This window comes from Actinosynnema sp. NPDC023658 (assembly GCF_040639995.1).
Taxonomy (GTDB): domain Bacteria; phylum Actinomycetota; class Actinomycetes; order Mycobacteriales; family Pseudonocardiaceae; genus Actinosynnema.
Genome location: NZ_JBFAAX010000060.1, coordinates 1 through 23081 on the forward strand (window position 1 = coordinate 1; position 23081 = coordinate 23081).

The following is a 23081-nucleotide window of genomic DNA, read 5'->3' on the forward strand; positions in this document are numbered from 1 at the left end:
TTCGAGGCCGCGTTCACCGCCGCGGGCATCGACGCGGCGTCCGGCTTTGGCCTGCCTGGGGTGCCCGTAAGGGCCCCATGTCAAATCGAGCCGGCCTCGCACCGCACCACCACCCAGCCTCACCACCGCACCGCACCACCACCGAGCCGCACACCGCTCACCAGCAGCTATCCACAGCCCCAGCAGTTATCCACAGACGGCCGCAACGCCCCCACCACCGTCACCCCCAACCGGCAGAATCAAAAACAGGGGTCCCCCTGGCCGGGGGACCCCTGTTCAGCGTCGCTGTTCGCGCTCAGTCGTTCAGCACCTACTCGGCACTCACTCGACTCGCTCGACTGACTCGCCTTGCTCAACTCACTCGACTGCTCGACTTGCTCGACCGACTCCGCTTACTCGCTCAGTGCTCCGACGGAGCGTCCTGGCGCACTTCCGGAGAGGCGCCGATCGGCAGCTCCAGCGTCAGCTCGCCCGCCTTCTCGAACAGGAACGTGACCTTGATCGTCTGACCCGGCCGCAGCTCCTTCTTCAGGCCCTTGAGCACGATCTTCACCGAGCCGGGCTCCGTCGGGTCCGTCGAGGACGGCTTCTTGGCGCTGGTCGTCGGGGGGTTCGAGATGGAGGTGTTCCGGCCCGACGTGGGCGTCACCGAACCGGACGCCGCCGAACCGGTGGTCGTGGTCGTCGTGGTCGTGGCCGCCGAGTCACCGGCGGCCGGTGTGGTCGTCGTGGTCGGCGCCTCGGACCCCGAGGTCGAGTGCGCGTCCGACGGCTTGGCCGAACCGGACGGCGCCGCGGACGCCGAGCCCGACGGCTTGCCCGTGGTCGTCGTCGCGTGGCTGCTCGCGTCGTCCTGGTCCGCGCCGGAGATGATGGCCGACCCCGGCTCCAGCACCGCGTCACCGCTGATCTCGGCCGGCGCGGAGAACTCGCTGGTCACGCCCAGCAGCTTGTCCGCGCTGCTCCCGTTGTTGGCGATCACGACCACGATCGGTGCGTCCTCACCCTCCCCGTAGGCGCCGTGCGCCGTCGGGAAGAGGAACTGCGCGTCGCGGACGGCGATGTCTCCCGCCTGCCCGCTCGCACCGTTGACGGCGGCCACCTGGGTGTCCGTCTGGGTGATCTGACCTGCGCTGCAGCCTGCGGCGGCCAAGCCGAGGCCCGTCGCCAGGGCGGCCACGACGGCCAGGCGGCGCGGCGCTGGGGACTTCTGGAGTGCGCGACCCACGGCTGCTCGGATCCTTCCCGGTGTGCTGACGAGGCGGGTCGTACCCGGTAGAAGCGGGTCCGACCACCAGTCAAGGAGCCTAACGGGGTGCGCCCGGACCTGCGGCATGTGGTGCCCCACAGCGGCTCGTCCGGCCCTCTCCGCACCCTCCCGGCACGTCCGCGGCACCCTCCCGACACATCCGAAGCACGCTCCGGGCACGTTCGCAACACGTCCACTGTGGAGCAAGATCGACCACGGGCGTTGCATGCGACCGGGTGATTTGTCAACCCCCCACGCAGCTCTGACCAGCGCGAACTGATCTCCGGACGCCGAAGAGGGGATTGCTCGGCGTGTTAGGATGGGGTTAGCGAAAGGGGCAGAGGACACATGGTTTTCAAGGTCGGAGAGACCGTCGTCTACCCGCACCACGGTGCCGCTCTCATCGAAGCAATCGAGACCCGTGTGATCAAGGGCGAGGAGAAGAAGTACCTCGTCCTCAAGGTTGCCCAAGGTGACCTCACGGTTCGCGTCCCCGCCGACAACGCCGAGATCGTGGGCGTGCGCGACGTCGTCGGCCAGGAGGGTCTTGACAAGGTCTTCGAGGTCTTGCGTGCTCCCCACACGGAGGAGCCGACCAACTGGTCCCGGCGGTACAAGGCCAACCTCGAGAAGCTCGCGTCCGGTGACGTGAACAAGGTGGCCGAAGTGGTGCGCGACCTCTGGCGGCGCGAGAAGGATCGCGGACTGTCCGCTGGTGAGAAGCGGATGCTGGCGAAGGCACGACAGATACTGGTTAGCGAACTGGCGCTGGCCGAGGGCACCGACGAGGACAAGGCTGAGGTCCTCCTCGACGAGGTCCTGGCTACCGCGTCCTGATCGTTCCACCCTACAAATCCGGAAACCGCAGACATGGGTGTGGTCGCGCTCGTGCCCGCGGCGGGCCGGGGTGAGCGGTTGGGCTACGGCATGCCCAAGGCGCTCGTGCCGGTCGACGGCGTTCCGCTGCTCGTGCGTGCGGTGCGCGGCCTTCTCGACTCGGGCTGCGTGCAACACGTGGTGATCGCCGCACCTCCGTCCGATGTGGACATTGTGAATACCGTCACCGCCCCGTTGGCCCCAGCCGACGGGGCGGTGCACGTCGTGCCGGGTGGCGCCGAACGGTCGGATTCGGTGCGCCTGGCGCTAACGTACGCCCTGCGTGAGATCCCCGACACTTCGATCGTGCTCGTTCACGACGCGGCTCGCGCGTTCACCCCGCCGTCCGTCGTGCACGCCGTCGTCGACGCCGTCGCCGCAGGTCATCGCGCTGTCATCCCCGTGCTGCCGGTCGCGGACACGGTCAAGCAGGTCGACTCCGACGGTGTGGTGGTCGCCACACCGGACCGCTCGGCGTTGCGGGTCGTGCAGACGCCGCAGGGTTTCGACGCGGCCGTGCTGCTGCGCGCGCACGAGGCCGCCCACGAAGCCGGCCTGGGCGCGACGGACGACGCGGGCCTGGTGGAACGGCTCGGTGTGCCGGTCGTCACGGTCCCCGGCCACCCCGACGCCATGAAGATCACCACCAGGTTCGACCTGGCGGTGGCCGAAGCGCTGCTGGTCGGCGGCGATCGCGGCGGAACACGCGACCCGGAACGCGGGACAGGACGCGGAGAAGCGCGCGGAGGAGCACGGTGATCCCCAGGGTCGGCATCGGCACGGACGTCCACCAGGTGGAACGCGGCCGGGAGTGCTGGTTGGCGGGCCTGCGCTGGGACGGCGTGGACGGGTGCGCCGGCCACTCGGACGGTGACGTGGTCGCGCACGCGCTGTGCGACGCGCTGCTGTCCGCCGCCGGGCTGGGCGACCTGGGCGCGGTGTTCGGCACGAGCGACCCGCGGTGGTCCGGGCGGCACGGCGTGGAGTTCCTGGCCGAGGTGCGCCGCCTGGTCGAGGAGGCCGGCTACCAGGTCGGCAACGCGGCCGTGCAGGTCATCGGCAACGCGCCGAAGGTCGGCAAGCGCCGTGACGAGGCGCAGCGGGTGCTGTCCGAGGCGGTCGGCGGGCCGGTGTCGGTCAGCGGCACGACGACCGACGGCCTGGGGTTGACCGGGCGCGGCGAGGGCATCGCCGCCGTGGCGACCGCCCTGCTCGTCCCACTAGCCTGATCGACATGGCGGTCACCCTCAGCGCGGCGACGCGCGCCCTCGTCGACGACCGGAACTACGCCGCCCTGGCGACGCTGAACCCGGACGGCAGCCCGCAGACATCTGTTGTGTGGGTGACCAGGGACGGCGACGACCTGTTGTTCTCGACGCTGCGCGACCGCGCCAAGGAGCGCAACCTGCGCCGCGACCCGCGGGCGAGCGTGAGCGTGTGGAGCAACGCCGACCCCGAGGTGTACGCGGAGATCCGCGGCACCGTGACGGTCGTCGAGGACACCGACCGCGTGCTGACCAACGCCCTGGCGCAGAAGTACACGGGTCGGGACTTCCCGGCTGACGCGCCCGGCAAGGTCCGCGTGGTGCTCCGCCTGACCCCGACCAAGGTCACGGGCAACGCCGCCTAGCCGGTCCGCCCGACCCCCGCGGCCGCCCCCGCGCGACCCGCACCCCGCCCCGCGCGACCTCAGCCCGACTCGCAACCCGCGCCGCCGGCCGTCGCAACGACCTCGCCCCACCGCCGTTGCGGTGTAATGCAACACAGTTATCGGGTAGCTGCAGACCTCCGATGTCAGGACCACGTAGCGTGGTTCCGTGACGATCCGCGCCGTGCTCTTCGACTTCTCCGGCACCCTGTTCCGCTTGGAGCACGACTCCCTGGCCGCCCACGCCGGGTTGCTGCGCGCGCTCACCGCGCCCGTCGGCGTGGCGGACGGCTTGGACGTGGACCCCGAGCAGTGGGAACGCCGCGACCTCGACCCGGTGGCGCACCGGGAGATGCACCTCGCCGTGCTGGCGAAGGCGGGCGCCAAGGACCCGGCGCGGTTCTACGCCGACCTGACCAGCCCGCCGTTCTGGCAGGCCTACCCGGACACCGCGCAGGCGCTGGGCAGCGAGGTCCCGACGGCGGTCGTCAGCAACATCGCCTGGGACATCCGCACGGTCTTCGCCCGCCACGGCGTCGAGAACCGGGTGGACGAGTTCGTGCTCTCCTACCAGGAGGGCTTCGTCAAGCCGGACCCGAAGATCTTCCGCATCGCCTGCGACCGGCTCGGCGTGCACCCCAGCGAGGCGCTGATGATCGGTGACAGCGTCGAGGCCGACGGCGGCGCGGCGGCGATCGGGTGCGCGGTGGAGATCGTCGAACCGCTCCCGACCGGCAGCCGGCCGGACGCGCTGCTGCAGGTGCTCCGCAAGCACATCTGACCGGGCGATTCAACCCTCCCTGGTCAACGCCCGTACCATCTGCGTGTGAGCCTCCACCTATTCGACACCGCGACCCGGTCCATGCGGGAGTTCATCCCGCAGGTCAGCGGAACGGCGTCGATCTACGTGTGTGGGGCCACCGTGCAGGGCGTGCCGCACATCGGCCACGTGCGCAGCGGCCTGAACTTCGACGTGCTGCGCCGCTGGCTGGGCCGTGACGGCTCGACCGTGCACCTCGTGCGCAACGTCACCGACATCGACGACAAGATCCTCGCCAAGGCCGCCGAGCACGGCGCCGAGTGGTGGGAGTGGGCCTACCAGCACGAGCGGGCGTTCGACGACGCCTACGACGTGCTGGGCTGCCTGCCCGCGTCGTACTCGCCGCGCGCGACGGGCCACGTCACGCAGATGGTCGACCTGATGGACCGGTTGATCGAGAAGGGCCACGCCTACGCCTCCGACGGCGACGTGTACTTCTCGGTCACGTCGTTCCCCGAGTACGGGGCGCTGTCCGGGCAGAAGCTGGACGAGGTGCACCAGGGCGAGTCCGTCGCGACCGGCAAGCGCGACCCGCGCGACTTCACGTTGTGGAAGGCGGCGAAGCCGGGCGAGCCGTCGTGGCCGACGCCGTGGGGTCCGGGCCGGCCGGGTTGGCACCTGGAGTGCTCCGCGATGGCGACCGAGTACCTGGGTGGCACGTTCGACGTCCACGGCGGCGGCATCGACCTGATCTTCCCGCACCACGAGAACGAGCAGGCGCAGTCGCGGGCCGCGGGCGACGGGTTCGCCCGGTACTGGATGCACAACGCGTGGGTGACGCTCAGCGGCGAGAAGATGTCGAAGTCGCTGGGCAACACGGTGAGCATCCCGGCCATGCTGGAGCAGGTCCGCGCGCCCGAGCTGCGGTACTACCTGGTGGGCCCGCACTACCGGTCGACCATCGAGTACTCGCCCGAGGCGTTGGACGAGTCGGTGTCGGCGTACCGGCGGATCGAGTCGTTCCTGCGGCGCGTGGTCGAGCGGACCGGGGCCGTCGGCGCGGACGGGGAGCTGTCGCCCGCGTTCGTGGCGTCGATGGACGACGACATGGGCACGCCCGGCGCGTTGGCCGCGATCCACAAGCGGCTGCGCGAGGGCAACACGGCGCTGGAGTCCGGTGACGACCTGGGCGCGCGTGCCGCGGCCGAGTCGGTCCGGGCCATGACCGGGGTGCTCGGGTTGGACCCGTTGTCACCGCAGTGGCACGACGCCGCGGCGGGCGGCGCGGGCAGGCGCGCGTTGGGCGTGCTGGTGGATCGGCTGCTGGAAGAGCGGTCGCAGGCCCGCAAGGACCGGGACTTCGCGCGCGCGGACGCGCTGCGCGATCACCTGCTCCTGGCCGGTATCGCCGTCGAGGACACCCCCGACGGTCCGTTGTGGACGTTGAAGGACGACTGAGCTCGTGGCTGGTAACTCCAAGCGCCGGGGCGCCATGCGCAACCCCGGCTCCAAGAAGGGCGCGGTCGTCGGTTCCGGCGGGCAGAAGTCGAAGGGCTTGCAGGGCAAGGGCCCCACGCCGAAGGCGACCGAGCGGCCGAACCACCCCGCGTACAAGAGGGCCGGTGCGGCGGCGAAGGCCGAGCAGGTCCGCACGCAGCGCCGCAAGGCCGCGGAGAACGGGCCGGAGACGGTCGCCGGGCGCAACCCGGTGGTCGAGTGCCTGCGGGCCGGCATCCCGGCGACGGCGCTGTACGTGGCGCTGGGCATCGACGCGGACGACCGGGTGGCCGAGGCCGTGCAGCTGGCGGCGACGCGCGGCATCTCCGTGCTGGAGGTGCAGCGCGGCGAGCTGGACCGGATCACCGGTGGCGCGATGCACCAGGGGCTCGGGTTGCAGGTGCCGCCGTTCGAGTACGCCGAGCCGCGCGAGCTGCTCAAGATCGCCCAGCAGGCGGGGACGCCGCCGCTGCTGGTGGCGTTGGACGGCGTGACGGACCCGCGCAACCTGGGTGCCGTGGTGCGGTCGGCGGCGGCGTTCGGCGCGCACGGGATCGTGCTGCCGCAGCGGCGTTCGGCGGGCATCACCGCGGTGGCGTGGCGGACGAGCGCCGGCACGGCGGCGCGGATGCCGATCGCGATCGCGACGAACCTGACCCGCCAGCTCAGGGAGTGGGCCGAGGCCGGGTTGATGATCGTCGGCCTGGACGCGGACGGCGACGTGGACGTGGACGGCCTGGACCTGGCGACCGGCCCGCTGGTCGTGGTGGTCGGGTCCGAGGGCCGAGGCCTGTCGCGCCTGGTGAAGGAGACGTGCGACCAGCGGGTGTCGATCCCGATGGCCGCCGGCGTGGAGTCGTTGAACGCCTCCGTCGCGGCCGGTGTCGTGCTGGCCGAGATCGCCCGCCGCCGCCGCCTCGACCTGCGCGGCTGACCGACCTCGCACCGCGGGGGTTCCCACCGGGGACCCCCGCTTCCGCGTCCCGGGGCGGGGTCGGCTGTGAGGTGGGGCGGTTTGTGAGTGGATCTGCTCCGGCCCGCGTGAGCAGCGGATAAGGTCTGCGGCGATGTCCTTCGCCAGCCCGCTGTTCCTGTGGTTCTTCCTGCCGGTCGTGCTCGCGACCGTCCTCGTCACGCCCAGGAACTGGCGCAACGGCGTGGTCGCCGTGGCGAGCCTGCTGTTCTACGTCTCGGGCGCGGGCGGGACGACGTTGTTGCTGGTGGCCTGCATGGTCGCCAACTTCCTGGCCGGGCGGCGGCTGGAGCCGGGCACGCCGGGTGACCGCAGGCTGGTGCTGGTCGGCTCGATCGCGCTGAACCTGGGCGTGCTGCTGGTCTGGAAGTACGCGGGGTTCGCCACCGAGCAGCTGCACGACATCGCGGCCGTCGTCGGCGCCGACCTGCCGGTCGTGAAGCTCGCGCTGCCCATCGGCATCTCGTTCTACACGTTCCACCACATCTCCTACGTGGTCGACGTGTACCGCGGCGAGCGGCCCGCGCTGCGCGAACCGGTCGCGTTCGTCACCTACATCGCGATGTTCCCGCAGCTCGTGGCGGGTCCGATCGTGCGCTTCCGGGAGATCGCGGACCAGCTGCCGCAGCCGCGCCTGCACCGCTGGGACGACGTCGCGGCCGGCTTCCCCCGGTTCGCCCTCGGCCTGTGCAAGAAGGTGATCATCGCGGACTCGCTCGCGCCGCTGGTGGACGCCTGCTTCGCCACCCCGTCCGGCGAGATGACCACGGGCATCGCGTGGCTGGGCGCGATCGGCTACACGCTCCAGCTGTACTTCGACTTCTCCGGCTACTCCGACATGGCCATCGGCCTCGGCCGCATGCTGGGCTTCCGGCTGCCGGAGAACTTCGCCCGCCCGTACTCGTCGGTGACGATCACCGAGTTCTGGCGCCGCTGGCACATGTCGCTGTCGCGCTGGTTCCGCGACTACGTCTACATCCCGCTCGGCGGCAACCGTGGCGGCGTGCTCCAGACCTACCGGAACCTGACGATCGTCTTCGTGCTCACCGGTTTCTGGCACGGCGCCAACTGGACGTTCCTGGCGTGGGGTTTGTTCCACGGCGGGCTGCTCGTGCTGGAGCGCCGATTCGGATGGGATTCGGCACCCGTCACTACGCGTACCCGAATTGCCCGTCGAGCCTTGACGATGTTGCTCGTGGTAATCGGCTGGGTGTTCTTCAGGTCGGCGGATCTCGGTACCGCGTTCACAATCATCGGCCACCTGCTGCTGCCGGATTTCAGCGGGCTGACCGAAGCCGTGGCTGCGGCGGCGACCAATCAGCGCATTGTTCTGCTGGTCCTGGCTCTGGCAATTGTCGCAATGCCGGACCACCCGGTGAGCGGGCCTTACCTGGAGTCTTCCCGGGACCGGATCGCGACCGCGGCGCGGGTGTCGCTGATGACCATCGGCGTCGGGTACGCGGCGGTCCTGGTGGCCAGCGGCACGTTCAGCCCGTTCCTGTACTACCAGTTCTGATGATCGACACGCGGTCGAAGTTCAACAATTGACGCGTCAACCGGTCGGTCACCCACGGGCGACCGCAGGAAGGCGCTGGACCGGTCGGACCAGCGGTCCCGTGACCAATGGACGCGGTGGTCGACGTAGGGTAGGCGAGGATTGCTCACGCCGGGTCACCTACCGTCAACTGTCAAGAATAAGTCGCCGATTTTTCGCTGTTGTAACTACTTTATGTAACCGACCTGCTCCGTTCGGGTACACAGTGTGGTAGGACAGAGATTGCACATCCGGCAGCTTCTACCGTGCTAACCGAGGGAAATTGTTACTTCGGGTGGGGGTAACGTGACTCACTCATCGGGGCCGACCAACCTGGGGGAGTTGTGACTTCCGGGGGGACCATCCGCGCGCTCGTGGGCAACCGCGAGTTCCGCGGCATGTGGATCGGCTCGACGGTGTCGACGGTCGGTGACCAGCTCGCGGCGGTCGCGCTGTCTCTCCTGGTGTTCGAGCGCACCCACTCACCGGCGTGGACGGCCCTCACGTGGTCGTTGACGCTGTTCCCGCCGCTGGTCTCGGGCCCGCTGCTGGGCTGGGTCGCGGACCGCTTCCCCCGCCGCACGGTGATGGTGTGGTGCGCGTGGCTGCAAGCCGCCCTGGTCGGCCTGATGGCCGTGCCGGGCGTGCCGCTGTGGGTGATGATCGTGCTGCTGGTCGTCGTCCTGATGATCTCGTCGCCGTTCCTGGCGGCGCAGGAGGCGAGCCTGCCGCACGTGCTGCCGGAGAAGCGCTACGACGACGGCGTGGCGCTGTTCGGCACGTCGGTGGACGTCGCGCAGATGGCAGGCCTGGCCGCCGCGGGGTTCCTGGTCACCAACGCGGGCGCCAACGTCGCGCTCGCCATCGACGCGGCCACGTTCGTGTGGGTGGCGATCCTCGTGCAGCTGTCGGTGAAGCACCGGCCCGCCGCGGACCCGCGCGGCACCAATCGGGATCCCGAAGGCCCCAAGGGGGCGTTCACGCTGCTGGTCACCGAGCCCCGGCTGCGCAGCCTGATGGGCATGCGCCTGCTGGCGGGCCTGGCCATGGTCCCCGAGGGGCTGGCGGTGCCGCTGGCGGCCGATCTGGGCGCGGTGTGGGCGGTGGGCCTGATCCTGGCCATCGAGCCGGCCGCCAACGTCCTGGGCGTGGCCGTGCTCTTCCGGCTCGTGCGCGATCCCGCGAAGCGCGAGCGGCTGATCGGCCCTCTCGCCATACTGTCCTTGGCCCCCCTGGTCATGTTCGCGTTGAACCCGAACCTGACCTGGACCATCGCACTGCTGGTCATCGCCGGTATGGCCGGTGCGTACCACACGCCCGCTCGTTCGGCGTGGATGCGCATCCTGCCCGACGCCTACCGCGGTCGGGCGTACGGCATCGGCCGTGCCGCTCTGCGCTCGTCGCAGGGCGGCGGCATGGCGTTGGCCGGTGTCGTGGCGCACACGGTCGGGTCGGTGACCGCCACCATCGCCGGTGCGGGCGGCATCGGGCTGCTGCTGGCCACCCAGGCGACCGTAGCCTGGCGACGGGCCCGCACTCGGAACGACCCGGAAGCGGTAGCGATCTGAAACGGAGTCATCACATATCGCGATTGTCAAACATGAAGGACCCCTCGGCTGCGGCCCGCTAGCCCGCGGGCACGTACGGTGAACATTCGGCCTGGGATGGAGGGAAGTGGTCACATGTCGCGGTTGCGCATGGCGAACACCTCCTCAGTGCGCGTCTCGGGCACGGGCGTGCCGCTCCGAACGGCGTTCGGCATGCGGCGCCGGGCAGAGGGTAGGGGGTCGTGGTGAAGAACAGTTTGACTGACCAGAAGACTTCTGGGGCAGTCGGCCGGCCCTCGATTCGCAACTGGGATCTGTGGACGTTGCGACCGGCCGCACTGGTGTACTTCCTCCTCGTCGAATCGGCCGTCGCCGCTGCCGCCATTTGGCTGCTCACCGGGCTCGACTCCGTCTCGAACGCCGATTGGCTGCGGTTCGGCGCGGTGATGTTCGCCATCACCGTGCACCTGATGATCGTGCGCCGGGCCGAGGAATCGCGGCGCAACGAGTCGGCCGGCCCGCACATCGACCTCACGTCGGTGTGGACGTTCGCCGCCGCCATCGCCCTGCCGGGCGCGCTGGCCGTGCTCGCGACGGTCTGGATGCGGATCCTGATCCAGCCGATCGCGCGACGGCAGCCGTACCGGTTCGTGTTCAGCACCGCGAGCATCCTCGGCGGCACCATGCTGGCGTGGGCCGTGGTGCACCTGTCCGGCCTGTCGCTGCTGGCCACCGGCCGCATCCCGACCGACCTGGTCCTCGTGCTCGTGCTCATCGTGGCCGGGGTGGTCAACTGGGGCGCGCAGGGCGCGAACATCGCCATCGCGTTGAAGATCGTCACCCCGCACACCCGCCTCCAGGAGTTCCTGGGCTCGCGGGCGGACAACATGCTGGAGCTGAGCACGCTCGGCGCGGGCGCCATGCTCGGCATGCTGATGACGACGCACTGGGTGGGCCCGCTGCTGCTGGTGTTCCCGGTGATCCTGGTCAACGCGCTGCTCTACCACGCCGCCCAGCGGCGGGCGCACCTCGAACGGCTGCTGCGCGAGCAGGAGCAGCTCCAGGCGCGGCTGGCCGAGGACGCGCACACCGACTACCGGACCGGGCTGCTCAACACCAACGGCCTGGCCGAGTACGCGGGCAGGCTCACCGACCGGTGCCGCCACGACGGGCAGCCGGTGACCGTGCTGGCCATCGACCTGGACCACTTCAAGCGGATCAACGACACCTGGGGCCACCCGGCGGGCAACGCCGTGCTGGCCGAGGTCGGTCGGATCCTGCGGGAGAAGCTGCGGCCGGGTGACGTGGCCGGGCGCGACGGCGGCGAGGAGTTCGTCGTCGTGCTGGCCGACACGGGCCTGGCGCAGGGCACGGCCATCGCGGAACGGGTGCGCGAGGCGATCGGTGAGATGTCCGTGGTGACCACCGACAAGCACCGCAACACCGTCACCCTGAGGGGTCGGAACCTGCCGTTGACGCCGGAGGGGCCGGAGGTGCGCGCCATCTCGGCGTCCATCGGCGTGGCCGTGCTGCCGGACAACGGCGACTGCCTGTCCGACGCGCAGCACTGCGCGGACGCGGCGCTCTACGCGGCCAAGGAGAACGGCCGCAACCAGGTGCGCGTCGCCGCCGGTGAGATCAGGATCCTGCCCGCGCAGCGGGTGGACCAGCCGGTCGAGGGCGACACCGCCGAGGTCAGCCGCACCGCTTAGGTCGGCTGCACCGCTTAGGTCGGCTGCACCGCGCAAGTCCGCCACACCGGGCGGGACGGGGGTGGGTAAGGCGGTCCGCGCGGACCTGGCTCGTCGAGCAGCGTGACGACCGGGGGTCCGGGCGCGGGTCGTTCGGCCACCGCGTCCGCGGTGGTCCAGGCACGTCACCGCCGTGCTCCGCATGGCACCCGTTCCCGCGTGCGGCCCACGTTCGGGCCTCTCGGTGCCCCCTCACGGCCTGACTACCCACTCCTGGCCTACTTCAAACCTGCTAGGCGACTTTTTCCTTCTTGGTCCCCAGCAACCGGCAGATCAGGTAGATCAGGAACGACACGGCGGTCACGAACGCGCTCACCGGCATCCCCGGTGCGAGTGACAGCACCATCCCGCCGAGCACCGACACCTCGGCGAACACCACGGCCAGCACGGTGGCGCGCAACGGGCTCGCGGTGACCCTCGTCGCCGCCGCCGCGGGCGTGATCATCAGCGACAGCACGAGCAGCGCGCCCACCAGCTGCACGCTCAACGCCGTCGCCACGCCCACCAGCACCGCGAACACCACCGACAGCGTGCGCACCGGCACACCGCGCGCCACGGCCACGGCGGCGTCCACGCTGGCGAAGTGCAGCGGCCGGTAGATGACCGCGAGCACCACCAGCACGGCGACCGACGAGCCGATCAGCAGCCACAGGTCGGTCGACCCGACGCTCACCACCTGCCCGGTGAGCAGCCCGAACTTGTTCGCCGAACGCCCCTTGTAGAGGGCCAGGAACAGCACGCCGAGACCCAGTCCGAACGCGAGGATCGCGCCGATCACCGAGTCCCGGTCCGAGTCGCGCCTGCTCAGCAGCCCCAGCAGCAGCGCCGCGAGCACCGAGCCAGCCAGCGCGCCGTAGCCGACGCCGACGCCGACCAGCAGGGCGGCCGCGCCGCCGGTGAACGCCAGCTCGCTCGTGCCGTGCACGGCGAACGCCATCTTGCGGGTCACCACCAGCGGCCCCAGCAGGCCCGCCACCAGGCCCAGCACCGCGCCCGCGATGAGCATCGGCTGGACGTAGCCCAGCAGCTCCACCGTGAGCCCCACGTCGAAGAAGTCGTCCATCAGCCCTCATCCGCCACGTGGTGCGGCTCGTCCTCGCACACGTGCTGCGCGCCGACCACGTGGATCTGGTCGCGCACGCGGACCACCTCGACGTTCGTGCGGTACAGCTCGGTCAACGTCCGCGAGGTCATCACCTCGGCGGGCGTGCCGATCCGGAACCGGCCGTCGACCAGGTACAGCACCCGGTCGACCAGCGGCAGGATCGGGTTGATCTCGTGGGTCACGAACAGCACGGCCGTGCCCGCCGCGCGGCGCCGGGCGTCGATCAGGTCGCTGACCACGCGCTGGTGGCCGAGGTCGAGCGAGAGCAGCGGCTCGTCGCACAGCAGCACCTCGGGGTCGCCCACCAGGGCCTGCGCCACCCGCAGCCGCTGCTGCTCGCCGCCGGAGAGCAGGCCGACGGGCTCGTCGGCGTACCGCGTCGCGCCGACGGACTCCAGCGCCGCGTCCACCCTGGCCCGGCGTTCGCGCCGGTTGCGCCAGCCGACGCCCCAGGAGTGCCCGTCCAGGCCGAAGCCGACCAGGTCGCGGCCCCGCAGGACGAGGCTGACGTCGAGCGCCCGCTGCTGCGGGATGTAGCCGATGCGCCGGTTGCCGCCCGCCACGCGCACCGTGCCCGCGGACAGCTGCTGCAGGCCGAGCAGCACCCGGATGAGGCTGGTCTTGCCGGAGCCGTTGGGTCCGAGGACGGCCACGAACTCGCCGGGGGCGACGTCCAGGTCCAGCCCGTCCCACAGCACCCGGTCGCCGTAGGACAGCCGCGCGCCGCGCAGCGCGACCGCCGCGCGGGTCGACCTGTCCGCCGCCTGGGTCGTCTTGCCCGAGAGCGTCATGTACCGAGCGCTCCCACCAGCGAGTCCACCTGCTTCGTCATCCAGTCAAGGTAACCCGTGACGCCTTCCGGCAGCGTCTCGGTCACCTCCGCGACGGGCAGTCCCGCCGCCTTCGCCCCCTCGACGACCTGCTTGGTGGCGGCGTTCTCCGTCTGCGCGTTGTTGACCAGCGCGGTCACCTGCTTCTGCTCGACCAGGCGGGTGACGTCGGCCAGCGCGGCGGCCGGGATGTCGGTCTCGTTCTCCACGGCGTCGCTGAACGACTCGGGGGTCACGTCCTCGACGCCCGCGGTGTCGAGCAGGTAGTGCGCCACCGGCTCGGTCGCCAGGACCTTCTTGCCCGCGCCCTTGCCGGCGACGCGCTGCTCCAGCTCGGTCAGCTGGGCGTCGAACCGCTCGGCGTTGCCCTCGAAGGCGGCCTTGCGGTCCGGAGCGATGGCGCCGAGGTCGGCGGCGGCCTGGTCGGCGACCTTGCGGACGGTCGCGAAGTCGTACCAGACGTGCTCGTTGACGGAGTGGTCGTGGCCGGCCTCGTCGGTCTCCGGCTCGGCGGACGCCCCCGGCTCCTCGTGGTCGGAGGCCTTGCCGGACAGCGTGAACGCCTCGATCTTCCGGGCGGCCTCCTTGTGGGCGGCCTCGGTGTCCGGGCCGAGCAGCGTGGCGAAGAAGTCGTCGTAGCCGCCGCCGTTGAAGATCACCAGGTCGGCGTCGCGCACCGCGGCGAGGTCGGACGGCTTGCTCTCGTAGGAGTGCGGGTCGCCGGACGGGTCGTCGATGATCGCGCCGACCTCGACGGCGTCACCGCCGACGGCCTCGACCACGCTGCCCCACACGTTGGTGGAGGCGACGACCTTGATCTTGCCGTCGTCCTCGGCGGCGGGGGTGCCCTGCGCGCCGCAGGCGGTGAGGGCGACGGCGGTCGCGGCGGCCACCGCGCCGAGCAACGCGTTGCGGACGGTCATCAGAGCACTCCTCGACAGGCGGATGTATAGGCAATGGAAACCGTTGTCGAGTTCAGTTTAGAACGCTCCGCTACCCACATGTCCACCGACCGGGTGTTCCGCGCACCACAGGGGCCACCTCACCCCCAGAACGGGGAGGTGGCCCCTGTGGTGTGCGCGGGTGGTGCGTCAGTCGGTCAGGCGGTAGCCCGACTCCGGGTGGAACAGGTGCACCTCGGAGGCGTCGCGCACGGCGACCTTCACGGTCTGGCCCAGGGTCGGCGGCGTGCGGCCGTCGACGCGGACCACGAACCGCTCGGGCACGTCACCGATGCGGACCGAGCCGTGCATGAGCGCGTCCGCGCCCAGCTCCTCGACCAGCTCGACGGTCATGTCCATGCCCTGCTCGGTGGAGCTGACCAGCGCCAGCGACTCCGGCCGGATGCCGAACGTGACCTCGGACAGGCCCTCGCCCGCGGCCTTGTCCAGCGCGCGGCGCTCCAGCGGCACCACGATGCCGTCGAGCTTCGCGCCCTCCGACGTCAGCGGCACGGTCTTGAGGTTCATCGCGGGCGAGCCCATGAAACCCGCGACGAACGCGTTGGCCGGCTTGTCGTACAGCGCGCGCGGGGTGTCGCACTGCTGGAGCAGGCCGTCCTTGAGCACGGCGACCCGGTGGCCCATGGTCATGGCCTCGACCTGGTCGTGCGTGACGTAGATGGTGGTCGTGCCCAGCCGCGCCTGGAGGGCGGCGATGTTCGCGCGGGTCTCCACGCGCAGCTTCGCGTCCAGGTTGGACAGCGGCTCGTCCATGAGGAACACGGAGGGCTCGCGGACGATCGCGCGGCCCATCGCGACGCGCTGCCGCTGGCCACCGGACAGCGCCTTCGGCTTGCGGTCCAGGTACTTCTCGAGGTCGAGCATCCGGGCCGCCTCCGCGACCTTCTCCCGGATCTCGGTCTTGTTGACGCCGCGCAGCTTGAGCGCGAAGCCCATGTTCTCCGCGACGGTCATGTGCGGGTACAGCGCGTAGGACTGGAACACCATCGCGATGTCGCGGCCCTTGGGCGGCACGTTGGTGACATCCTTGCCGCCGATGTGGATGGCGCCCTCGTCCACGTCCTCCAGACCCGCGAGCATCCGCAGCGCGGTGGACTTGCCGGAGCCGGACGGACCGACCAGTACCAGGAACTCGCCGTCGGTGACGTCCAACGACAGCTCGTCGACCGCGCGGACCGGCGGGTTGCCGGAGAAGATCCGCGAAGCCTTGACGTAGGCGACCTCAGCCATGCCACGCACCTTTCACTACCAAGCTTTGCCGCAACGCTAGGCATTGCAAGCGCTTACGGGAACGGGTGTATTGGTCTAATTCCGCATCGGTTCAGCCGCGGGGGTCTGGTAGTGGTGGGACATGGCCACCGACCTCGTGCTCGTCCGCCACGCCCTCCCCGTCGTGCCCACCCCGGACGGCCCGGACGAGCTGACCCGGCCGCTGGTGCCGGAGGGCTTGGTCCAGGCCCGCGAGCTCGTCCCCGAGCTGCTCGCCCTGCGTCCGACGGCGGTGTTGTCGAGCCCGTACCTCAGGGCCGTGCAGACCGTGCGGCCGACGGCCGAGGCGCTGGGCGTGGAGGTGGAGGCCCGGTGGGAGCTGCGGGAGTGGGACTCGGGGATCACGCCGACGCCCGACTACGCGCGGCACTTCTCGCACAGCTGGGAGCACCCCGAGGAGGCGCGGCCGGGCGGGGAGAGCATGGCGGCGCTGAGCGCGCGCCTGCTGCGGGCGTTGACGGCGGTGGCCGCCGAGCACGAGGGCGGCGTGGTGCTGATCGGCACGCACGGCACGTTCGCCGCGCGCACCCTGCTGGCGGCCGGCCGCGCGGTCTCGTGGTCGTTCCTGAAGGACATGCCGATGCCCGCCGTCTACCGGGTGCGGTGGGACGGAGACCACCCGGTCGAGGCACGCGGTCCAGGCCTTTGACCAGCGGTCTTGCCGCTGGACGGGCCTGCCGCGGCTCCCTAGCCTGTGCGGTGTGAAGGTCATCAGCAAGCAGGAGTTCACCGACCACCCCGCCGAGGTGGTGGAAGCCGTCGAAGCGGGCGAGACGTACTACGTGACGCGGGACGGGGTGGAAGTCGCCGAAGTCCGCCCGCGCGAGGGCAGGCGGCGCCTGACCTCGGAGGAACTCGTCGAACGGCACAAGCACCTGCCGAGGGTCGACTACGCGGCGATGCGCGCGGAAGGGGACGAGTTCTTCGGCGGCGCGGATCGCATCGGGGACGACGACCCGTGGGAGCGCGGTCGTGGCTGACCGCCACACCTCCGGCGTCCTGGACACGTCCACCTACATCGACCTCGGCGTGCTGGCCCCGGAGGTGCTGCCGGAGGTTCCGGAGATCACCGCCATCACGTTGGCCGAGTTGCACCACGGCGTGGCGGCCGCGAGGGACGCCGCCTCGTACATGGCCCGCACGCAGCAGCTGGCCGCCGCGATCGTGGAGTTCGAGCCGCTGCCGTTCGACAGGCAAACGGCCACTCGCTACGGCACGCTGATCGCCCTGACGCTGGATGTGGGGCGTGACCCGCGATCGCGCCGGCTGGACCTGATGATCGCGGCCACCGCCTCGTGCCACGGCCTGCCGCTGTACACCCGCAACGCCAAGGACTTCGTCGGCCTGGAGTCGCTGGTCGAGGTCGTCGAGGTCTGAGCCGGGGCCCCCGCGCCGTGCGGAGGCCCCGGCGGTTCAGCCCTTCACCGCGCCCGACGACAGGCCCGTCACCAGGAACCGCTGCACCAGGTAGAACACCACGACCGCGGGGATCGCGACGAGGATCGAGGCGGCCGCCAGGTGACCCCACTCGGTCCGGTTCTGCTGCACGAACACCTGCAGTCCGACGGCCAGCGTCTTCGACTCGTCCGCCGCCGACAGGAACGCCGACGCGAACGCCACCTCGCCCCACGCCGTCAGGAACGCGTAGAACGCGGTCACGGCCAGGCCCGGCCGGGCCAGGGGCAGCACCAGCCGCCAGAACACGCCGAACGGCGACAGGCCGTCCACCCGCCCGGCCTCGTCGATGTCGTTCGGGATGGTGTCGAAGTAGCCCTTCAGCATGTACGTGCAGAACGGCACCGCGGTCGTGCAGTACACCAGCACCAGGCCCAGCGACGTGCCCTGCAGCCCCAGCGCCAGCAGGATGTTGTACAGCGGCACGATCAGCACCGCGAACGGGAACATCTGCACGACCAGGAACGACAGCATCAGCGACCGCTTGCCCGGGAACCGGAACCGCGACACCGCGTACCCGGTGGTCGCGGACAGGAACACCGCCAGCACCGTGGTCATCAGCGCGATCAGCACCGAGTTGCCGAACCAGGCCAGGAAGTCGCCCTTCTCGCCGGCCAGGATCCGCCCGTAGTTGTCCAGGCTGGAGTCGTTGAGCAGCTTCGGCGTGGTCTCCACCGCCTTGGCGTCCGGCTTGAACGACGTCACCAGCACCCAGAACACCGGGAACACCGCGATCAGCGACGCCACGACCAGCGCGCCGTGCAGCCCGGCGCTCGCGACCGCGGACCGCTGCGAGCGCTTGCGCGCGCGGACCGGCCGGACCACCTTCGACGACGCGGCTTCGACCGTCATCACCACACCTCGCCTTGCTTGCGCAGCGCACGCCGGTACACGCCCGCGAACACGAGCAGCACGGACAGGATCAGCACGCCGTAGGTCGACGCCACCGCGAAGTCGCGGGACGCGCCGGAGAAGAACCGCTCGAACGCGTAGGTCACCAGGATCCGGGTGTTCGGGTTCGGCCCGGTGATCAGGTAGATGACCGCGAACATGTTGAACGTCCAGATGATGCCCAGCAGCACCACCGTGCTGGACACCGACCGCAGGCCGGGCAGCGTCACGTCGCGGAACCGCTGCCACGCCGTCGCGCCGTCGACCTCGGCCGCCTCGTAGAGGTCGCCGGGGATCGACTGGAGGCCGCCCAGCAGCGCCACCATCATGAACGGCACGCCCAGCCACACGTTGACGATGATCACCGCGACCAGCGCCCAGTTCGACTGGCCGAGCCACACCGGCGGGTCGTCCAGCCCCAGGAAGCGCAGGAACTGGTTGATGATCCCGTACTGCGCGTTGAACATGTACTTCCAGGCGAACGCGCTGATGAACGCGGGCACCGCCCACGGCAGGATCAGCAGCACCCGGTAGACCGCCCGGCCGCGCACCTCCCGGTTGAGCAGCAGCGCCAGCCCCAGGCCGATCGCGTAGTGGAAGAACACGCAGCCGAACGTCCAGATCAGCGTGCGCACCAGCGTGGACCAGAACGCGCCGTAGCTGGCGTCGCCGGACAGCACCTTCAGGTAGTTGCCCAGGCCGACGGAGACGTAGGTCGCCGGTCGATCGAGGATCGGGTTGGCGATGTTGCCCTCGTTGATGTCGGTGAAGGTGAAGAACACGCCCTGGGCGAGCGGGAACAGCACCAGCACCGCGATGACCACCACGACCGGCAGCACCATCGCGTACGCGTACCAGTGCCGGTCCAGGAACCTGCGCACCGAAGTCTCCCTTCGCCGCCCCACGACGCCCGGCCCTCGGGGGGGCCGGGCGTCGCGGGGGATGGTCAGCCGACGGTGTACTCGGGGACGACGGTGTCCTTGTAGGTCTTGGCGACCTCGTCCAGCGCCGTCTTGGCGTCCTTCTTGCCCGCCAGCACGTCGGCGTAGGCGATCTTCAGCGGGTCGAACAGCTGGCCGCCCTCGGGGATCCACGCGCGCGGGTGGGCGGCGGTGACGACCGGCTCGAACGCGGACACGACCGCGTTGGCCTTCACGTCGGCGTTGTCGTAGGCGGACTTGCGGGTGGGCAGCAGGCCCAGCTCCTTGGCGACGCGGACCTGCGACTCGACGCTGCTCATGCAGGCGATGAACTTGACCGACGAGTCCTTGGCCTTGGTGCCCTGGCGGATCACGTAGTCGTGGCCGCCGACCGGCGCGGAGCCCTTGCCCGCGGTGGCGCCGGGCACGGGTGCGATGCCGAGGTTGGTGGCGTCGCCGAACGCGGCGCCCTTGAGGTAGTCGGCAACCGACCACGGGCCGTTCACGACCATGGCGACCTCGCCGGAGGTGAACGCGGCCTGCATGTTGTTGTAGGAGTTCGCCGGGTCCAGCGCGGTGGTGGCGGCCTTGGCGTCGAGCAGGCCCTTGGCGGTCTCCAGCGCCTTCACGTTGTCCGCGGAGTTGACCACGATCTTCTTCGCGTCGGCGTCGACCAGGTCGCCGCCCGCGCCGTAGACGAACGGCAGCGCGTAGTACGCGTCGTTGTTGATGAAGATCGTCTTCTCGCCGCCGAGCTTGGCCGCGGCGGCCTTGACGTCGTCCCACGTCTTCGGCGGCTCGACGCCGGCGTCGGCCAGCAGCTTCTTGTTGTAGAACAGCGCCAGCGAGTCGGTGACCTGGGGGACGCCGTAGGTCTTGCCGTCGTACTCGGTGGAGCCCAGCGGGGTGTCCAGGAAGTCGGACGTGTCGCTCGCCAGCTCCGTGCCGGTCAGGTCGACGACGTAGCCCAGCTTGGCCAGCTGCGACACCCACGCGACCTCGGCGCGGAAGACGTCCGGGCCCTGACCGCCCTGGGCCGCGGTCCGGTAGTTGTTGAGCGCCTGGTCGAAGGCGACCGTCTCGGTCTTCACCTTGTAGCCGCCCTTGGTCGCGCAGTCCTGCGCGATGGCGGTGAACACCGGGCTCTCGTTCGGGCCGCTGGTGTCCCAGAAGGTGACCTCACCGGAGTCGCCGGACGCCGACCCGCCGCCTCCACCGCCGCACGCGGTGAGGACGAGGGCTCCGGCGGCCGCCACTGCGGTCACGAGGGTGGTACGTCGCATCGTTGCTGTCGTCCCTCCTGCGGCCTCCACCGTGATGAAGGCTCTTGCAAGAACTTGCGAAATTGTTGCCGCGGATTTCATCCCGCCGACCAGGGCCGGGTCAAGGGACTTGACGTAACCAAGCCGTAACGGCCCCGTCACCCGTGAGGAAACCGAGGTGGGCGTTGCAAAAATTTGCCGCTGACGGCAGGCTGCACGCCAACGACATAATCGCGAGGAGGCAGGGTGTCCGGTCTGTCCGAGATCGCCAGGGCAGCCGGGGTGAGCATCTCCACGGTCAGCCGGGTGCTCAACCGCCGGGCGGGCGTGAACGACGAGACGCGGCAGCGCGTGCTCGCGGTGCTTGCGGAAATGCCTTACACACCGCGCGGCCTCGGTGCCCTCCAGCGGACCGGGGTGATCGGCCTGCTCGTGCCCGAGCTGTCCAACCCGGTGTTCCCGGCGTTCGCCGAGTCGCTGGAGGTGCGCGCCGCGCGGCTGGGGTACTCGTCGCTGCTGTGCAACACGCGGGCGACGGGCGCGGGGGCGATGGGCGAGGAGGAGTACGTGCGGATGCTCCTGGCCCGCGGCGTCGAGGGCATGGTGTTCGTGTCGCCGGAGATCACCAACGTCGAGGTGCCGCTCGGCCAGGCGCCGCGGCCGTCGTACTACGCGAAGCTGCTGGCCGACGGCGTGCACATGGTGTTCCTCAACGGGGCGACGCCGTCGCTGGACGTGCCGGACGTGACCGTGGACGAGCAGCACGCCGGGTACGCGGCGGCCCGGCACCTGGTCGAGCTGGGTCACCGGCGGATCGGGTTCGTGTCGGGACCGGCGCGGTCGTTGCCGTCGCGGCTCAAGCGGGCCGGGTGGGCGGCGGCGCTGGAGGAGGACGGCCTGCCCGCGACGTCGGACTTCGTGGCGCACGCGCCGTTCGGGCCCGAGGGCGGCGCGCAGGCGGTGTCCACGTTGCTGGACACCGTGCGGCCGACGGCGGTGATCTGCTCGTCCGACCACATGGCGATCGGCGTGCTGCGGGAGGCGCACCGGCGCGGGCTGGTCGTGCCGCGCGACCTGTCCGTGGTGGGGTTCGACGACATCCCGCTGGCGTCCTACTGCTCGCCGTCGCTGACCACCCTGGCGCAGCCGATCGAGGAAATGGCGTCGGCGGCCGTGGACGAGTTGGTGCACCGGCTCGACCCCGATCGGCGCAGGCGTCCGGCGGGGAATTACACGCGCGTTTTCCGGCCCCGGCTGGTGGTGCGCGAGTCGTCCGCGCCACCCTCATTGGTTTAGACCATTGTACCCTGAGGTAACCCCGTCCGACGTGCACTGATGAGAAATCAGAGGGACGCCGGTCACCCCCACTTCTGTAATTGGTTCTGAACCGTTACGGTCACTTCATGGCGCGGTCGATGCATGTGCGACGCCCCGCGACGCTCGCCTCACTGGCGGCGGAGCTGGGTGTTTCCCGGACAACGGTGTCCAACGCGTACAACCGTCCCGACCAGCTCTCGCCAGAGCTGCGACGCCGGGTGTTGGAGACAGCGAGACGACTCGGGTACCCGGGGCCCGACCCGGTGGCCCGTTCACTGCGGACCAGGAAGGCCGGTGCGGTGGGCCTGCTGCTCACCGAGAACCTGTCCTACGCGTTCCGCGACCCGGCGGCGATCGGGTTCCTGGAGGGGTTGGCGCTCGCCTGCGAGGACGCCGGGACCGGGCTGCTGCTCGTGCCGGCGAACCCCGAGCGCGAGGACGTGGCGGCCGTGCACCGGGCCGGTGTCGACGGTTTCGTCGTGTACTCGGTGCCCGACGACGACCCGCACCTGGCGGCCGTGCTGGAGCGGCCCGTGCCGACCGTCGTGTGCGACCAGCCCGACCTCGCCAACGTCGACCGCGTCGGCATCGACGACCAGGCCGCCATGCACGCGCTGGCGCAGCACCTGATCTCGTTGGGGCACCGGCGCGTCGGCGTGGTGTGCATGCGGCTGGCCCGTGACCGCAACGACGACTTCGTGACGCCGGACCGGCAGCAGGCGGCGCACTTCCACGTGCAGAAGGCGCGGTTGGCCGGGCTGGCGCAGGCGTTCGCGTCGGTCGGCGTCGACTGGGCCACGGTGCCGGTGGCGGAGCGGTTCGACCACACCATCGCGTCCGGCGCCTCGGCGGCGGCGCAGGTGCTGGAGCGCGACCCGCAGATCACCGCGCTGATCTGCACGTCCGACATACTGGCCCTCGGAGCTCTGAGCGAGGTGCAGCGGCGTGGGATGCGCGTGCCCGTCGACATCACCGTCACCGGGTTCGACGGCATCCGCGAGGCCGAGCAGGCCGGTCTGACCACGGTCCGGCAGCCGGTGCTGGAGAAGGGCCGCGCGGCGGGCAAGCTGCTGCTGGACTCGGCCGAGCGCACCCGTCCCCGGGCCGTCACCCTGTCGACCGAGCTGATCATGGGCGCCACCGCCGCCGCCCCGCGCGGCACGGCCGAGGAACGCTGGTTCGGCCCGTGAACCGCCCCGCCTGACCAACTCCCGAACTGCCGCAGGGGTCCCCGC

The 23081-nt window shown here is 70.6% G+C and carries 23 protein-coding genes; 15 read left to right on the top strand and 8 right to left on the bottom strand.

Annotated elements, in window-relative coordinates; all coding sequences use genetic code 11:
* Nucleotides 1–400 precede the first annotated feature (400 nt).
* Complete coding sequence (locus AB0G02_RS10515) at nucleotides 401–1228, bottom strand: hypothetical protein (RefSeq protein WP_360792309.1); 828 nt, start codon at nucleotides 1226–1228, stop codon at nucleotides 401–403.
* Nucleotides 1229–1597: 369 nt separating this feature from the next.
* Here AB0G02_RS10515 and AB0G02_RS10520 point away from each other — a divergent pair, with 369 nt between their 5' ends.
* The 10 genes from AB0G02_RS10520 (at nucleotide 1598) to AB0G02_RS10565 (ending at nucleotide 11796) form a co-directional block, all read left to right on the top strand.
* The gene (locus tag AB0G02_RS10520; RefSeq protein ID WP_012782996.1) at nucleotides 1598–2086 is read left to right on the top strand and encodes a CarD family transcriptional regulator; all 489 of its coding nucleotides are present in this window, start codon (nucleotides 1598–1600) and stop codon (nucleotides 2084–2086) included.
* 33 nt (nucleotides 2087–2119) lie between these two features.
* Nucleotides 2120–2884: a 2-C-methyl-D-erythritol 4-phosphate cytidylyltransferase gene (gene ispD, locus AB0G02_RS10525; RefSeq protein WP_360792311.1), complete on the top strand. Its 765-nt coding sequence runs from the start codon at nucleotides 2120–2122 to the stop codon at nucleotides 2882–2884.
* On the top strand, nucleotides 2881–3354 hold the full coding sequence (gene ispF / locus AB0G02_RS10530) for a 2-C-methyl-D-erythritol 2,4-cyclodiphosphate synthase (protein WP_360792313.1): 474 nt from the start codon (nucleotides 2881–2883) through the stop codon (nucleotides 3352–3354). The genes ispD and ispF overlap by 4 nt, the downstream gene beginning before the upstream one ends.
* Nucleotides 3355–3359: 5 nt before the next feature.
* The gene (locus AB0G02_RS10535; protein WP_360792315.1) at nucleotides 3360–3755 is read left to right on the top strand and encodes a PPOX class F420-dependent oxidoreductase; all 396 of its coding nucleotides are present in this window, start codon (nucleotides 3360–3362) and stop codon (nucleotides 3753–3755) included.
* 187 nt (nucleotides 3756–3942) lie between these two features.
* The gene (locus AB0G02_RS10540) at nucleotides 3943–4554 is read left to right on the top strand and encodes an HAD family hydrolase (RefSeq protein ID WP_360792317.1); all 612 of its coding nucleotides are present in this window, start codon (nucleotides 3943–3945) and stop codon (nucleotides 4552–4554) included.
* Between the two features lie 45 nt (nucleotides 4555–4599).
* The gene (gene cysS / locus AB0G02_RS10545; RefSeq protein WP_360792319.1) at nucleotides 4600–5991 is read left to right on the top strand and encodes a cysteine--tRNA ligase; all 1392 of its coding nucleotides are present in this window, start codon (nucleotides 4600–4602) and stop codon (nucleotides 5989–5991) included.
* A 4-nt stretch (nucleotides 5992–5995) separates the two neighbouring features.
* Entirely contained in the window at nucleotides 5996–6964 is a 969-nt protein-coding gene (gene rlmB, locus AB0G02_RS10550; RefSeq protein ID WP_360792321.1) for a 23S rRNA (guanosine(2251)-2'-O)-methyltransferase RlmB, read from the top strand.
* Nucleotides 6965–7097: 133 nt separating this feature from the next.
* Entirely contained in the window at nucleotides 7098–8519 is a 1422-nt protein-coding gene (locus AB0G02_RS10555) for an MBOAT family protein (protein ID WP_360792323.1), read from the top strand.
* A gap of 362 nt (nucleotides 8520–8881) precedes the next feature.
* Nucleotides 8882–10105, top strand: a complete 1224-nt coding sequence (locus tag AB0G02_RS10560; RefSeq protein ID WP_360792325.1) for an MFS transporter — start codon at nucleotides 8882–8884, stop codon at nucleotides 10103–10105.
* A 302-nt stretch (nucleotides 10106–10407) separates the two neighbouring features.
* Nucleotides 10408–11796 (top strand): GGDEF domain-containing protein, encoded by a 1389-nt coding sequence (locus AB0G02_RS10565; protein WP_360792327.1) that lies wholly within the window; start codon nucleotides 10408–10410, stop codon nucleotides 11794–11796.
* Between the two features lie 271 nt (nucleotides 11797–12067).
* On the opposite strand, the gene AB0G02_RS10570 is transcribed toward AB0G02_RS10565, so the two are convergent.
* The 4 genes from AB0G02_RS10570 to ugpC form a co-directional block, all read right to left on the bottom strand.
* Nucleotides 12068–12898 carry a metal ABC transporter permease gene (locus AB0G02_RS10570; protein WP_360792329.1) on the bottom strand — a complete coding sequence of 277 codons (831 nt, stop codon included), beginning with the start codon at nucleotides 12896–12898 and terminating at the stop codon, nucleotides 12068–12070.
* Nucleotides 12898–13731, bottom strand: a complete 834-nt coding sequence (locus AB0G02_RS10575) for a metal ABC transporter ATP-binding protein (protein WP_360792331.1) — start codon at nucleotides 13729–13731, stop codon at nucleotides 12898–12900. Before AB0G02_RS10575 ends, AB0G02_RS10570 begins: the two co-directional genes overlap by 1 nt.
* Nucleotides 13728–14693 (bottom strand): zinc ABC transporter substrate-binding protein, encoded by a 966-nt coding sequence (locus AB0G02_RS10580; RefSeq protein ID WP_360792333.1) that lies wholly within the window; start codon nucleotides 14691–14693, stop codon nucleotides 13728–13730. The genes AB0G02_RS10575 and AB0G02_RS10580 overlap by 4 nt, the downstream gene beginning before the upstream one ends.
* 168 nt (nucleotides 14694–14861) lie before the next feature.
* A complete protein-coding gene (gene ugpC, locus AB0G02_RS10585) occupies nucleotides 14862–15962 on the bottom strand; it encodes a sn-glycerol-3-phosphate ABC transporter ATP-binding protein UgpC (RefSeq protein ID WP_360792335.1) in 1101 nt (366 codons plus the stop codon).
* A gap of 121 nt (nucleotides 15963–16083) precedes the next feature.
* Between ugpC and AB0G02_RS10590 the strand changes: the two genes are divergently transcribed.
* Genes AB0G02_RS10590 through AB0G02_RS10600 form a run of 3 tightly spaced genes read left to right on the top strand, consistent with a single transcriptional unit; the run spans nucleotide 16084 to nucleotide 17378 of the window.
* Nucleotides 16084–16650 (top strand): histidine phosphatase family protein, encoded by a 567-nt coding sequence (locus tag AB0G02_RS10590; protein WP_360792337.1) that lies wholly within the window; start codon nucleotides 16084–16086, stop codon nucleotides 16648–16650.
* Nucleotides 16651–16702: 52 nt separating this feature from the next.
* Nucleotides 16703–16981 (top strand): PhdYeFM domain-containing protein, encoded by a 279-nt coding sequence (locus AB0G02_RS10595; protein WP_360792339.1) that lies wholly within the window; start codon nucleotides 16703–16705, stop codon nucleotides 16979–16981.
* On the top strand, nucleotides 16974–17378 hold the full coding sequence (locus AB0G02_RS10600; RefSeq protein WP_360792341.1) for a type II toxin-antitoxin system VapC family toxin: 405 nt from the start codon (nucleotides 16974–16976) through the stop codon (nucleotides 17376–17378). The genes AB0G02_RS10595 and AB0G02_RS10600 overlap by 8 nt, the downstream gene beginning before the upstream one ends.
* A 36-nt stretch (nucleotides 17379–17414) precedes the next feature.
* Here the strand turns inward: AB0G02_RS10600 and AB0G02_RS10605 are convergent, their stop codons facing one another.
* The 3 genes from AB0G02_RS10605 to AB0G02_RS10615 all read right to left on the bottom strand — a co-directional run bounded on the left by AB0G02_RS10605 (nucleotide 17415) and on the right by AB0G02_RS10615 (nucleotide 20532).
* Nucleotides 17415–18308 (bottom strand): carbohydrate ABC transporter permease, encoded by an 894-nt coding sequence (locus AB0G02_RS10605; RefSeq protein WP_360792343.1) that lies wholly within the window; start codon nucleotides 18306–18308, stop codon nucleotides 17415–17417.
* Nucleotides 18308–19189, bottom strand: a complete 882-nt coding sequence (locus AB0G02_RS10610; RefSeq protein WP_360792351.1) for a sugar ABC transporter permease — start codon at nucleotides 19187–19189, stop codon at nucleotides 18308–18310. The genes AB0G02_RS10605 and AB0G02_RS10610 overlap by 1 nt, the downstream gene beginning before the upstream one ends.
* Before the next feature lie 104 nt (nucleotides 19190–19293).
* Nucleotides 19294–20532, bottom strand: coding sequence for an extracellular solute-binding protein (locus tag AB0G02_RS10615; protein WP_360792345.1), 1239 nt, complete (start codon nucleotides 20530–20532; stop codon nucleotides 19294–19296).
* A 243-nt stretch (nucleotides 20533–20775) separates the two neighbouring features.
* On the opposite strand from AB0G02_RS10615, the gene AB0G02_RS10620 reads away from it, so the two are divergent.
* Nucleotides 20776–21825: a LacI family DNA-binding transcriptional regulator gene (locus AB0G02_RS10620; protein WP_360792347.1), complete on the top strand. Its 1050-nt coding sequence runs from the start codon at nucleotides 20776–20778 to the stop codon at nucleotides 21823–21825.
* 107 nt (nucleotides 21826–21932) lie between these two features.
* Complete coding sequence (locus AB0G02_RS10625) at nucleotides 21933–23036, top strand: LacI family DNA-binding transcriptional regulator (RefSeq protein WP_360792349.1); 1104 nt, start codon at nucleotides 21933–21935, stop codon at nucleotides 23034–23036.
* Nucleotides 23037–23081: the final 45 nt, after the last annotated feature.